General features: G+C 64.4%; 11 protein-coding genes and 1 other RNA gene. 2 read left to right on the top strand and 10 right to left on the bottom strand.

Features of this window, described 5'->3' with window-relative positions; all coding sequences use genetic code 11:
• Positions 1-30: 30 nt before the first annotated feature.
• A complete protein-coding gene (locus ACYQ8K_RS04180) occupies positions 31-3,171 on the bottom strand; it encodes a bifunctional cytochrome P450/NADPH--P450 reductase (RefSeq protein WP_459967116.1) in 3,141 nt (1,046 codons plus the stop codon).
• 233 nt (positions 3,172-3,404) lie between these two features.
• Here ACYQ8K_RS04180 and ACYQ8K_RS04175 point away from each other — a divergent pair, with 233 nt between their 5' ends.
• Together ACYQ8K_RS04175 and ACYQ8K_RS04170 are read left to right on the top strand one after the other, a co-directional pair.
• Positions 3,405-3,533, top strand: a complete 129-nt coding sequence (locus tag ACYQ8K_RS04175; RefSeq protein WP_459967115.1) for a hypothetical protein — start codon at positions 3,405-3,407, stop codon at positions 3,531-3,533.
• A gap of 727 nt (positions 3,534-4,260) precedes the next feature.
• Positions 4,261-4,485: a ferric uptake regulation protein gene (locus ACYQ8K_RS04170; protein WP_459967114.1), complete on the top strand. Its 225-nt coding sequence runs from the start codon at positions 4,261-4,263 to the stop codon at positions 4,483-4,485.
• Between the two features lies 1 nt (position 4,486).
• Here the strand turns inward: ACYQ8K_RS04170 and ACYQ8K_RS04165 are convergent, their stop codons facing one another.
• The 9 genes from ACYQ8K_RS04165 to ACYQ8K_RS04125 form a co-directional block, all read right to left on the bottom strand.
• Positions 4,487-7,414, bottom strand: a complete 2,928-nt coding sequence (locus tag ACYQ8K_RS04165; protein WP_459967113.1) for an MMPL/RND family transporter — start codon at positions 7,412-7,414, stop codon at positions 4,487-4,489.
• Complete coding sequence (locus tag ACYQ8K_RS04160; protein WP_459967111.1) at positions 7,411-7,833, bottom strand: MmpS family transport accessory protein; 423 nt, start codon at positions 7,831-7,833, stop codon at positions 7,411-7,413. Before ACYQ8K_RS04160 ends, ACYQ8K_RS04165 begins: the two co-directional genes overlap by 4 nt.
• 708 nt (positions 7,834-8,541) lie before the next feature.
• Positions 8,542-8,909, bottom strand: a transfer-messenger RNA (tmRNA) gene (gene ssrA / locus ACYQ8K_RS04155).
• A gap of 88 nt (positions 8,910-8,997) precedes the next feature.
• Positions 8,998-9,843 (bottom strand): maleylpyruvate isomerase family mycothiol-dependent enzyme, encoded by an 846-nt coding sequence (locus ACYQ8K_RS04150; protein ID WP_459967110.1) that lies wholly within the window; start codon positions 9,841-9,843, stop codon positions 8,998-9,000.
• Positions 9,844-9,861: 18 nt separating this feature from the next.
• Complete coding sequence (locus tag ACYQ8K_RS04145; RefSeq protein ID WP_459967286.1) at positions 9,862-10,605, bottom strand: EamA family transporter; 744 nt, start codon at positions 10,603-10,605, stop codon at positions 9,862-9,864.
• Positions 10,606-10,700: 95 nt separating this feature from the next.
• Complete coding sequence (gene smpB, locus ACYQ8K_RS04140) at positions 10,701-11,210, bottom strand: SsrA-binding protein SmpB (RefSeq protein ID WP_044484454.1); 510 nt, start codon at positions 11,208-11,210, stop codon at positions 10,701-10,703.
• 2 nt (positions 11,211-11,212) lie between these two features.
• Positions 11,213-12,106: a permease-like cell division protein FtsX gene (ftsX, locus tag ACYQ8K_RS04135; protein ID WP_459967109.1), complete on the bottom strand. Its 894-nt coding sequence runs from the start codon at positions 12,104-12,106 to the stop codon at positions 11,213-11,215.
• The gene (ftsE, locus tag ACYQ8K_RS04130) at positions 12,107-12,796 is read right to left on the bottom strand and encodes a cell division ATP-binding protein FtsE (RefSeq protein WP_459967285.1); all 690 of its coding nucleotides are present in this window, start codon (positions 12,794-12,796) and stop codon (positions 12,107-12,109) included.
• The coding region (locus ACYQ8K_RS04125; protein WP_459967305.1) for a hypothetical protein at positions 12,796-12,994 on the bottom strand (199 nt) is incomplete at its 5' end. The genes ftsE and ACYQ8K_RS04125, both read right to left, overlap by 1 nt.

The raw sequence follows: 12,994 nt of genomic DNA, 5'->3' as shown, positions 1-12,994 counted from the left end.
CTAGTCGCTCGCCATTCCCCGGGGCGGAGATCACCCGGCCCACACGTCCTCGACGTAGTGGTCGGATTCGATGAGACCGTTCAGCCAAGCGCGGGCCTGATCGTCGTCGGCGCCCGTCCGTGCCCGATAGATGTCGACGAAGGACCCGCGCACCGCCGGCGCCATCCGCGCGCCGTCGCCGCACACGTAGACGTGGGCGTCCTTGCCCGGGTCGCCCAACAGGTTCCACACTTCGTCGGCGTCCGTGGCGATCCGATCCTGCACGTAGCGAACCCCATCCTCGGGTGCGCGCGAGAAGGCCGGGCGCATTTGCACGATGCCGATCGCTTCGGCCTGCTCGAAGCGGTCTCGGAAGATGTAATCGACTTCAGGGTCACGCACCCCGAAGAAGCACAACGCAGGCTCCACCGGCGCACCGGCCTGTTGTGCGGCGAGTCGGTCACCGAGGAAACCGAGGAACGGTGCGACACCCGTGCCGGCGCTGACCAGGATCACGTTCTTGGCCGGATCGGCACCGGCCCGGAACGCCTGCCGGGCCGGGTCCACGCGGGCCCGGATCACCTGTCCTGGTTGGACTGTCGCGAGGTAGTTGGACGCGACACCCTTGAACAGACCGTGACCGGAACGGGCCGGCGCGTCCAGCACGCTCACCACCAGTCCTACGGTGCGCGGCGACAGCATTGACGATGATGCGATCGAATAGTGCCTAGGCACCATGGGATCGAGCAGTTCGAGAAGTTCGGCACCGGTAAGAACGCAAGATGGATATTCGTCGAGGCACTCCAGCACGCTGAGCGGGCAGCCGTCCGGATCCTCGGCCAGTTCGTTGAGCCGCTCGCGCTCTGAAGGATTGCTATTGGCCGCCGCGAGACGGCGTAATTGACTGCTGGTCACCGGTTTCCGCAATTCGACGAAGTGCGTGAGAAGTTCTCGTGCGCTGACCTCTCGGTCCAGCGCGATCAGCCGCCGCGAGCTGCGCCGAGGATTGATCGCCAGCCGCAATCCAGGGTCGATGCCGAGTTGCGCCAACACCGCGTCGACCACCTCGGGTGGGTTGTCCGCCATCACCGTGAGGTGATCGCCCGTTTGGTAGTCGACGCCGTCCGGAAGATCTACGCGGACATTGGTTTTGGCTTGACCCAGTCCGGGCCTGACCAGTTGGGTGTTCTCGACGATGGTCATCGGGATCACCGACGACCGTGCGTCCATCGCTGCCGTGACCGGGCCGACGATCCGCCGCAGCTCGTAGAGCGGCTCGGCCGCATCCGTGAGCGGCGCGGCGTCGGGGTCTCCGAAGCGTTCGGCCAACGACGACCACAGCGCCGCTGCGAACTCCTCGATCGTGCCGACCATATCCCCCGAGGTGTCGGCCGCCGCCCGCGAGACCAACCGGTTTGCTCCCAGCTCGCCGAGGCGCTCGTCGATGCGCCGCGGGACCACCTGGTAGGTGTCCGCCCAGTTATGGTCACCCACACCGAGAACCGCGACGTAGGGTGCCGGATTCAGCGTGGTTTTCGCCTCGAGCAGCCAGTTGAGGAAGGCGCGCGCGTCGTCGGTCGGCTGGCCGTTATAGGAGGACGCGATGATCAGGATGGCCTCCGCTTCGGGGAAACCGCCGACGGCATCGTCGAGCGGGGCCACCGTGGCCGTGCAGCCCAGTGCCGTTGCATCGTCGGCGAATTGGCGGGCCAGGGCGCGGCACGTGCCGAGGTTGGAACCGTGAAAGACGGCCAGTCGGGTGCCGGCCGTGATCGCCGTCGGGTGCGGCGCTTCGTTCTGGGCGCCGACGCCCTCAACGCCCGGTGTGACGGTCTTGCGCTCCTGCGGGGTACGCCGGATGACATCGAGCCGGAATCCGACCGGCCGACGACTGGTCGGGGTTTCCCATTGCGGCACATAGTGGTAGCTGTCGATGAGACGGTAGCGATGTACGATCCGGGCCACCGCCATGGCGGCCTCGTGCAGCGCGAACTGCCGGCCGATGCAGGATCGTGCCCCGGTACCGAAGGGTTTGAACAGCGCGGTCGGCCGGCCCGCCGAACGTTCGGGAGCGAACCGCTCGGGATCGAAAAGTTCGACATTGTCGCCCCACTGCGGCTGGCGGTGCAATGCGCCGGTGAGCACCGTGACCGCCTCGCCGCGCTTGATCGGATACTTGCCACCGATCACAGTGTCTTCCAAGGCCATTCGATCGAAATTCAGCACCGGCGGAGTCAGCCGCAGCGTTTCCTCGATCACCTGACGTAGATAGGCCAGCTTGCCGATGTCGTCGTAGCCGGGCATGTAGTCGTCTGCGATTCCGAAAACGCTGTCCACTTCGGCCTGAACCCGGTGCAGCACCGTCGGATCGCTGACGAGGTTGTAGAGCGTGTTGGGCATCAATTCCGACGTGGTGAGCTGCCCGGCGATCAGGAGGGTCATGATCTGATTGCGGATGTTCTCGGTGTCCAGCACCGGTTCGCCGCTCGGATCCTGTTGCAGCATAAGCGCTAACAGATCGTCGAACTCACGGTCGCCGGATCGGTGCACGGCTATGAGTTCGTCTATGAACGTGTGCAGCGTGGCCAATTCTGCCGTGAACGCCGGTGTCGGCTCGTCCTTTACCAGCTCGCCGAGAGCGGTGGTGAAGCTCTGCGGGATCGGAGCCAGGACGGGGCGGTCGAAAGAGCCGAAGCGTGAACCGAATCCCGCGAGCGCCACGGTGTCCATGGCCAGCTTCTGCAAGTCATTCGACACGTCCACCGGCGCGACTCCCGCGCTGGCGTCCCACCGTTCGATCATCGTGCAGTTGATGTCCAGCATCGCTGCGTGGTAGGTGCGCAGACCCGCGTAACTGAAACCTGGCAACAGCACATCGTGGGCGCGCTGCCAATTCGGTTCGCCGTGGTAGGCCGTGAAGAGGCCGTCACCGGCTAGCGGCCTGACTCGGGCGAGGGTCGCGGTGAGGTTCTTGGCGAAGCGGCTTTCGTCGCAAAGCTCGGTGACGAGTTCCAGCGAGCACGCGTAGAGCTTCCTGATGCCGCCGTTGAAGTCGGCGTAGAAGAGCGGACCGTGCAGTTCGCCGAGTAAGTCCACGGCCAACGCGCGGGGGCGGCCGACCAATTGATCCGGCCCGGGCAAGGCCCCCTCGGCCGAGGGAATGCCGGGGTAGATCCGGCGGCGGCGACGCACGGAACTCGGTCATGCGGGCAGCATAGGTTTCGGCGCCCCGCTACGTCACGAATCGGCGGAGGTGATCCGCGGCGCGACGCGCCCTGTCTTGATGAGGGTTTCGCACTCGGTGCACCAGGTGCCTGACCTGCGGTTCCTGTTATGACACTGCCGGGAATCGCGCCCGGTGATGCGCGTAGCCGATCTGCGAAAATCGCCACGGGGATTTCCACCCCAGGGTTAAAATCCCCGCCATGGCCAGGGGGAAGCAGATCTTGTTAGGGCTGGTGCTCGCGTTCGCCGTCTCGACGACGACGTCGGGCTGTGTCCCGATCATCAACATACCCAGCTGCCCCGCCGGTGGCAGCTTCGTCGGCTGCTGATCGGATCGTTGCGAGCGCGAGGCGCATAGCCCCGCTGAAACGCCTCACGCAGGGCGTCGTCACTGCGGATTGCCCGGAGGCGCCGGACTCGTGGGGCTCGTTGCGGTGGCAGGAGTCGTCGTTGGGGTCGCAGGACTCGTGGGAGTCGTGGGACTCGTTGGGCTCGTGGGCCGTACGGAGCTCGTCGGACTCGTCGGACTCGTAGGACTCGTAGGCGTGGTACTCGCAAGGCCCGGCCCTTCGCCACACCAGTCCGCCACGTCTTTCGGGTACTGCTCGAGCGGTGGAGGACAACGCTGCCCCGGCGGGAAATTGGCGCCGGCGTTGAGCAGATCGCAGGGCACGTAGACCTGCTTGCCCTTGGGGGTGTTGGTCAGACACTTCGTCGGCGGCTCGCCCTGTGCCGGGACGGGAACGATGGCCACCGTCAGCACCGCGCCGAGCGCCCAAGCGAGACGGCGATAGGTCATGAGAGCTCCTCGGTCTGGCTGCGAAGTTCAGCACTGGGTTGACTGCAGGTAATCAAAGCAAACCAAATTCTGTCTCCGCGGCAAAAGCGCTCGTCTGACACACGTTGCCCTCAAAATGCATGCGCGGGTTCCCTTCCTGGTCCTCCTGACGACCCAATCCCGCGAGAAATGCGCCGCCGTGAACCGACGCGTGAACGGCTTTGCGAACCCTCTGAAACCGGCTCCGATTTGGGGCGATGGCGCGTACGCTGAGCGATATGGTCAAGACCAAGACCAGGGTCTGCGTGCATTGCGGCCATACGTTCGATCCGGACGACCGACGGCGTGACCTGTCCGATCCGGAGTGGCTTCCGGCCGCGTCAGCCTATTGTTCGCATGATTGTAGCGACCGGTTCCATTGCGAGATGGGGCATTGCTGCTCGACCCACGCCAAGGAGAAGGCTCGGCGCGAAGCCGTCAAGGCGGCGCGGCGCGAAACGTAGGCTACGTCGTCGGAGCCCCGTGCCGGGGGTGGTGCAACAGGGCACGAACCAGCGGGCGCGGCCCGACGGACCGAAGCATCTGGCTGGCCGGCCGGACGCGTACCCGCTTCGGCCACCAGAACCAGCGTCCCATCACCGTCATGATCGAGGGCGTGATGAGCGATCGGACGACGAAGGTGTCGAACAACAGGCCGATGCCGATCGTTGTGCCGAATTGCCCGATCGCCCGGAGATCGCTGGTGATCATCGTGGCCATGGTGACGGCGAACACCACACCGGCGGCGGTCACCACCGGGCCGGTCACGCCCATGCCGCGGATGAGTCCCGTTTTCAGGCCGGCCCCGATTTCCTCCTCGATTCGGGACACCAGCATCAGGTTGTAGTCGGATCCCACCGCCAAGAGCACAATCAACGCGAATTCTGTTGCCACCCAGTGCAACTGGAAATTACCAAGGTGCTGCCAGATCAGTGTCGAGAACCCGAAGGCGGCCCCCAACGACATCACGATGGTGCCGACGATGACGCCCGCTGCGACCAGAGCGCGGGTGACGATCACCATGATGATGAAGATGAGCACGATCGAGGCCACCCCGGCGATCATCAGGTCGTACTTGGCGCCGTTGGCGATGTCGTAAAACGTTGCGGCCGTGCCGCCGAGGTAGATGTCGGCGTTCTCCAGCGAGGTGAGTTTCAGCGCCTCCTTGGCCGCTCGGCGCTCCTGATCGACCGACGCGATTCCCTGCACCGTCGCCGGATCCACTGCGTGAGTGATGATGAAGCGGGCGGCCTTGCCGTCCGGCGACACCATCAAACTCAAGCCCAGCTGGAAGTCGGGGTTCTGGAAGATCTCGGGTGGCAGGTAGAACAGGCTTTCCACCTGAGAGTCGTTGAAGGACTTGCCCATCACCGCGTTCGTGTCGGTTAGCCGGTCGAACTGATCGATCAGGCTGTCGAACGAGCTGTAGATGGTCAGCGTCGTATCCCGAATCGACTTCGAGACAGCGATGTTCTCCGGAATGATCGCCAGCAATTCGCGCGTGGCCTTGGCCGTGTCGCTGAGGTCACTGGTGAGGGCGTGGAACTTTTCGGCCAGGTGATCGAACCCGTCCAGGGCGTCGAACAGGCTTCGCAGCGACCAGCAGATCGGGATGTCGAAGCAGTGCTTCTCCCAGTAGAAGTAACTGCGGATCGGTCTCCAGAAGTCGTCGAAATCCGCGATGTGGTCCCGGATCTCGTCGGTGATGGCCGCCGTCTCCGCGGTGGTTTTCGAGCTGTCGTCCGCGGCGTTCGCAAGCCTCTGGGTCACGGCGTACTGGCGTTCCAACAGCGCGATCTGAGTGTCGAGGAAACCGGTGATCTTTTTGATGTCGCCGACACGGGCCTTCAGGTAATCAAGGTTGCTGCGGATCGGCGCGCTTTGCACACTGAGCTGGAACGGGATGGAGCCGTCTTGAATTGGCGGGCCGAGAGGCCTGGTGATGCTCTGCACCCGTTCGATGCCGGGCACCCGGAAGATGGCTCCGGCAACCTTGTCCAGGACCAGCATGTCTCGGGGATTGCGCAGATCGTGGTCCGATTCGATCATCAGAAGGTCCGGGTTCAAACGGGCCTGGGTGAAGTGTTGATCGGCCGCGGTGTACGCCTGCACCGACGAAGCGCTCTCCGGCAGGTAGTACAGGTCGTTGTAGCGCGGAGTGAAGCCCATCAAGCCAATCGCGCCGACGATCGCCAGGATGACGGAGGTGGCGAGGATGGGCGCCGGCCACCGCACGATGGCCGTCGCCAATCGGCGCCATCGGGTGTAGTTGAACTCGCGCTTCGGGTCGAACAGGCCGAAGCCGCTTGCGAAGGCGATCAGCGCCGGGGTCAGCGTGACCCCGGCGGCCACCACCACCAGCAGACCCACCGCGCACGGAAACGCCAGTGAGCTGAAGTACGGCAGCCGGGTGAATTTCAGACAGGCCAGGGCCCCGACGATCGTCAAACCCGAGCCCAGCACCACCTTGGTCACACCGGCGAAGGTGTCGTAATAGGCGGCCTCGCGGTCCAGCCCCCGTTCGCGGCCCTCCTGGTAGCGGCCGACCATGAATATCGCGTAGTCGGTGCCCGCCGCGATGGCCAGTGCCGTCAGCAAGTTGACGGCGAACGTCGACAGCCCCATGATGCCGGTTGCGCCCAGCAGCGCCACCACGCCGCGGCCGGTGGCCAGTCCGACGAACAGGATGACCATCGTCAGCAGCACGGTGCCGATGGAGCGATAGACGAACATCAGCATGATCGCGATGATGATGATGGTGATGATCGTCATCTTGGCCAGACTCGCGTCGCCGACAACGATCGTGTCGGCGGTCAGGGCGCCCTGGCCGGCGACGTAGGCCTTCACCCCCGCCGGCGGCTTCGAGTCCGCGACGATTTTGCGAACGGCGGCAACCGATTTGTCGCCGATGGCGCCGCCCTGGTCACCGCGCAGGTTGACCTGAACATAGGCGGACTTGTGGTCGTGGCTTTCGACACCCGAGGATGTGAATCGCTGTCCCCAGAAATTCAGCGCATGCTCGACGTGTTCGTGGTCCTGCTGCAGTTTCTTGACGAGATCGTCGTAATACCGGTGAGCGTCCTCGCCGAGCGGTTTATCACCGACCAGGGTCACCAGGACGAGAGTGTCGGAGTCGTACTCCTTGAATTTCTCCCCGATGTGCTTCATCCCGGTCACCGAAGGCGCGTCGGATGGCGAGAGCGGCACCGAGACGTCCTCGGCAACCTTTTCCAACTGTGGCACGAAGACGTTGACGGCGATCGCGATCAGCAGCCAGGCTATGACAATCGGCAGCGCCAGGACGCGGATGGTGCGGGCCAGACGCGGTTTGCGCTCAACTTCGGTGCGCTGCGCGACGGGGATTCTGTCCGTGTCGCTCGTGTCGTCGGTCACGCGGACTTGTCCAAGCAGGAGACCTGCGCGTCCCGGTTGTTGGCCTGTTGCTGATCGACCAATTTGCCGTCGACGGTGATGCGGCAGCCTATGAAGGGACTGTCACCTTGGGCGACGACGTAGGCGAAGATGCCGGGCATCTCGGCGACGATCGTCTTCGACCACGGCAATGTGGTGAAGTTGGCCTTCTGCGGTAGCGAGTCCGCATCCATCCAGTTGACGACGCCGGTCGTTCCGGGCGGTCCCAGGATTTCGTAGATGGCGGTCTTTGCCGCATAGGGCGGGGTCGCATCCCGCGGATCGGGCTTGGGCAGGCCGGGTCCTGGGAAAACACCGTTGAGCCGGACCACCGCAACGCCGCCGATGATCAGCGCGACTGCCACAACCAGCGGAACCCACGCGCGCTTGAGAAGCCTCAACACCGTGCCCCCCGATCAGGAATGCTCGACGGGCTGATACTAAGACATCTCTTCGCGTGCGCCACGGCTAGCCGAACGCCAAAGCAGTCGAGTTGATTCCCGGGGTGGCCGACAGACCGACGCCGCAGCGGCATCGGTCACACGTCGTCAGCTTCGCGGTGAGGGTGGTAGTGCACTGCAGCGGTACCAGCGATGCTGCGGAAACACCTTGCGCTTCAACCGAATTCACGATGAAGAATCTTATGCATCTTTGCGTCTCGCGGCCGTCGAACCATCCGGTTGCGGTGTTTTTCACATCTACCTTTCGTCGACCGTGTGAAACGCTCACTGCGGCGGGGCGGATTCGGTTTCCGCCGAGGGGCTGCTGGACAAGGCTGGTTGCCCACCGGGCCGGTCGGTCGTGGCACAGCGCGGCGATGTCGCACGGCACAGGTTGGCAGCCGGTGAGTCGTGGTAATCAACAGCGCGGCGCACAATGCGTGGGGTGTGAACAGTGCGGCGCTCGAAAAATCTTACTCCGCCTCGATTTTGGAGAAAAATCGAGCGCGAACATCTGATCGAGGCGCACCGGACACGTCACGCCCCCCGGTACCGCTATCAGCAGTTGTTCGGAGAATTGTTGCGCAGCGCGCTTTGTCGCACCGCAAGCACCGCAGCGAGGCGGTCAGCGCGCGTGAGAACTCGGCCTGTTGTCATTCGCATATCCTCTTGTGGAGCTGCCGGGAATCGAACCCGGGTCCTACGGCATTCCCTCAAGGCTTCTCCGTGCGCAGTTCGCTATGCCTCTACTCGGATCTCCTGATCACGCGAACAAGTCAGGATGACGATCCCAGTCGCTGTTGGTGTCCCGATGAGTCCCGCGACCGGACTCATCGGTGGATCCCTCTAGCTGACGCCAGGGTCCGGGTCGAGGGCTTTCCCGGTCTGACGGACTAGCTGTCGCTTAGGCAGCGAGAGCGTAGTCGCGCTGATGTGAATCGGCGCTTATCTGTTTGCAACGACGCTTACGGTGGTCGGTTGCCTGCACCGGCACGCTTCCCTTGATTCGATGCGCGAAGTCGAAACCTTTCAGCCCCTCGCACCCCACCGACTTTCGGCAGGAATATCAATGGTACCCGGCTATCAACCAGCGGCAACGGGATTATCTTCCCGGCCGGGCAGCGATCAGATCACAAAGTTGAGGTGCTCGACAACCTGGTTGGCCACGTCTTTGTCGCCGCCGAGCTCGATGTCCTGGGCCCGCGCGGGACACATCGGGCGGCCACCGGCGAGCCTGGTGAACTGCAGCCCGTCCAACCGGATGGTCGCGGTCGGGTCCCGGCCGCCGAAGTCGTCGACCACCGCGGCCCGGCCGTCCACGCTGACCCGGATGGCGCGGGCCAGCGGGCCGGTGAGATCGAACTGGATGCGTGCGCCCTCGGGCGCCTTGGCCAGCTTGCCCACCACGTAACCCATCGTCGCGGCGATCTCGTCGAGGGCCAGCGACGCCGCGGGGCCGGCGAGCTCGTCATCGGAGGGCGGGCGTCCCAACGCCACGCGAATGTCTTCTTCGTGCATCCAGCAGTCGAACACACGGATCCGCATGAACCGGCCGTAGGAGTCCGGGCCGGTGGGAGTCATCGTCACCGCGTCCCACTCGTCGTCGGACATGTTCGTCAGCGCTGCGCGCCGATCTGTGGTGATCGCCCGGAAGCTTTCCAGCACGTCGGCGTCGGCGTGCGCGCTCAGATGGCGGACCCAGCACTCGTTCATCACGCCGACGTCGTTGCGCACGTGATCCAACACGGAGACGTCGACATCGGGCTGGGGCGCGGCGATGCCGGCAAGGAACGACTCGGTGCCGATCATGTGCGACACCAGGGCCTTAACGTCCCAGCCAGGCAGCGGGCTGGCCGCCCGCCATTGCGTTTCGGAGAGCCCGCCCAACAGCGCGTCGATGTCGTCCCACACCGCGAAGAGACCGGTAAGCACGGTGGATATGTCGAGTTTGGTGACGGGGCGATCGGCCATGCCTCGGATCGTAGGCCGTCAGGCGGACGCAATCATCGCCACGGAGCCCATCGCGAGCACCATGCCGATCCCCTGCAACCGGGTCACCCGTTCACGCAGCACCACCATCGCCAGCACGACCGTCGCGGCCGGATAGAGCGAGATCAGGATGCTGGCCAACGACAGCAGCCAGGTGTGCAGCGCCGCCAGCATGGTGATGTTGGCGAAGATATCGAGCAGCGCGACGGCCACGGCCAATTTGAGCGGCCGTCCGCGCGGCATCACCAGGTTGTCGCTGGTTTTGGCCATCGCGAACACCACCAGGCTGGCCGCCACCCGGGCGAAGACCAGGGGCCAAAGCTTGCACGCATGGGGCGCCTGGTGCAGAAACACCAGGTTCAACCCCATCGCCGAGCCCGCAACCACTGTGAGCCAGGCCACTTTTGGCGTGAAGCGATACGGCGTCCCCTCGGCGGGGGCCTCGCGGCTGACGAGCATCACCGCGCCCAGCGCCAGGACGACGCCCACCAGGGCCGCCTGCCCGGGCCGCTCCCCCAGCGCCATACCCACGGCGACGGGCACCGCGGCGTTGAGCACGGCCGCCAAGGGTGAGACAACCGAAATCGGCCCGGAGCCAAGGGCCGCGAAGAACGCCCACATACCGAACGCCATGCCGATGCCGTATAGGCATCCCCACAGAACGGCGCCGGCGTGAATCGGGCCGCCGACGAAAACGGCCATCACGCCCAGTAGAAGAGTCTCGATCGGGTAGGCGACGAGCATGACGCGCAGCGCGGCCACTCGCCGAGCTGCTACGCCGCCCACAAAGTCGCTGACTCCGTACGTGACGGCAGACAGCTGAGCGTACGCCGCCCCGATCAGGTCATGCCCTTTGCTCGACGTCCCATCTCACGAACCACTTCACGCTGTGCATCGCGCTGCGCCATGTCCTGGCGCTTGTCGTAAGCCCTTTTACCGCGCGCAAGGGCAAGTTCGACCTTGACCTTGCCCTCGGAGAAATACAGAGACAACGGCATCAAGGCGAGGTTACCATCTCGTATCTTGCCGACCAGCCTGTCAATTTGTTGCCTATGTAACAACAACTTTCGGTTGCGGCGCGGTTCGTGATTGGTCCAGCTACCGTGCTGATACTCCGGAATGTACAAGTTGCGCAACCAAACTTCGCCGTCGTCGATTGTTGCGAACGCGTCAGCTAACGATGCTTGGCCCTGCCGAAGGCTTTTGACCTCGGTGCCCTGCAAAGACACGCCGGCCTCGAACAACTCGATGATCGAATAGTTATGCCGCGCTTTGCGATTGGTGGCGATGACTTGTTTGCTGCCACCTTTGCCGCCCGCCGCCTTGGCTCGGCCGGAACCCTTGGCCACAGCTACCGCCGTATATAGAGGCGCAAGGTCGCGTACCCCGTCACCGCCGCCATCGACACGCCGAGCAGGAACAGCCACGGCGAGATGTAGAGGATGTCGGCGTAGTCGACCTTGGCGATCAGGTGTGCTTGATAGAACTGGCTCAGCGCGTTGTCCAGGAACAATGCCCGAACCAGCATGAGTCCGACGACCGCGATCGCCACACCGATGGCCGCGGCCAGCATCGCCTCCACCAGGAAGGGCAGCTGGGTGTACCACCGGCTGGCACCCACCAGCCGCATGATCCCGATCTCGGTGCGCCGCGTGTAGGCCGCGACCTGCACCATATTGGCAATCAACAGGATTGCTCCGACGGCCTGCACCAGAGCGACGGCGAACGCGGCGTCGCGCAGGCCGTCCAGGACGGCGAACAGCCGGTCGATGAGGTCCTTCTCGTTGAGGATGCTGCGCACCCCGGGCTGGCCCTGCATCGCGGCATCGAACTCCGCGTGCTGTTCGGGGTTGTTCAGTTTGACGATGAACGACGCCGGAAAGGAGTCCTTGCCCGCCACGTCCTTGAACTCCGGGAACTTCTTGATCGCGTCGTTGTAGGCGTCCTGCCGGTTGACGAACCGCACCGATTTGACGTCTTGCCGCGCATCGATCTTGTCGCGCAGCCCCTTGCAGGGCGCGGAGGCGCACGTGGCGTCGTTGGCCGAGATGTCGTCGGTCAAGAACACCTGCGTCTCGACGCGGTCGAGGTAGATCTCGCGCGAGTTGTCGGCCAGCCGGACGACCAGCAGACCGCCGCCGAACAGGCCGATGGAGATCGCGGTCGTCAGGATCATCGCGGCCGTCATGGTGACGTTGCGACGAAACCCGGTCAGGACCTCGTTGAGTAGGAAACCGAAGCGCACTTAGCGGTCCATCCCGTAGATGCCGCGCTGCTCGTCGCGAATCAGCCTGCCCAGCGACAACTCGACGACGCGCTGGCGCATCGAGTCGACGATGTGGTGATCGTGCGTTGCCATCAACACCGTCGTCCCGGTGCGGTTGATCCGCTCCAACAAATCCATGATGTCCTTACTGGTATCTGGGTCGAGGTTGCCCGTCGGCTCGTCCGCCAGCAGGACCAGCGGCCGGTTGACGAACGCGCGGGCGATCGCCACCCGCTGCTGCTCGCCACCGGACAACTCATGGGGCAACCGATTGGCTTTGCCCGACAGGCCGACCGTTTCCAGCACCTCCGGCACCACCCGGTTGATCGCGTCGGTTCGTTTGCCGATCACTTCGAGCGCGAACGCGACGTTCTCGTAGACCGTCTTTTGCTGCAGCAGGCGGAAGTCCTGGAAAACGCAGCCGATGACCTGGCGCAGCTTCGGGACGTGCCGCCCGCGCAGCTTGTTGACGTGGAACTTCGACACCCGGACGTCGCCGCTGGTCGGGTTCTCCGCGCCGAGCAGCAGCCGCATGAAGGTGGACTTGCCCGACCCCGACGGGCCGATCAGGAAGACGAATTCACCCTTGTCGATCTTGACGTTGACGTCTTCCAGCGCCGGGCGGGCCGACGCTTTGTACTTCTTACTGACATGGTCCAGGGTGATCATCACGGCACGCCAGTGTAGCGGTGAATTTCGCTGGCAGGCGAAGTCAACTGGCCGGTGGGGGCGAAGTCGGCGTCGGCCCGGGCCCCGGCTGCGGTTGCTGTGGCGTCGGGGTGGCGGGGCTTGAGCTGGGCGGGCAGAACGGCGCCGGCAGGATGCACGGCAGCTGCGGCAGCTGGAACGGCGGTGTGGTGGTGGTTG

It is taken from the genome of Mycobacterium sp. MUNTM1, assembly GCF_054660795.1.
Note: the sequence above shows the minus strand (reverse complement) of the source record. Positions and strands in the feature narration are given on the sequence as shown.

Bases quoted from the DNA above. Each gene is read 5' to 3' on its own strand.
- ftsE (WP_459967285.1), bottom strand. From the start codon at position 12,796: ATGATCACCCTGGACCATGTCAGTAAGAAGTACAAAGCGTCGGCCCGC.
- ACYQ8K_RS04145 (WP_459967286.1), bottom strand. From the start codon at position 10,605: ATGCTCGTCGCCTACCCGATCGAGACTCTTCTACTGGGCGTGATGGCC.
- ACYQ8K_RS04170 (WP_459967114.1), top strand. From the start codon at position 4,261: ATGGTCAAGACCAAGACCAGGGTCTGCGTGCATTGCGGCCATACGTTC.
- ACYQ8K_RS04150 (WP_459967110.1), bottom strand. From the start codon at position 9,843: ATGGCCGATCGCCCCGTCACCAAACTCGACATATCCACCGTGCTTACC.
- ACYQ8K_RS04175 (WP_459967115.1), top strand. From the start codon at position 3,405: ATGGCCAGGGGGAAGCAGATCTTGTTAGGGCTGGTGCTCGCGTTCGCC.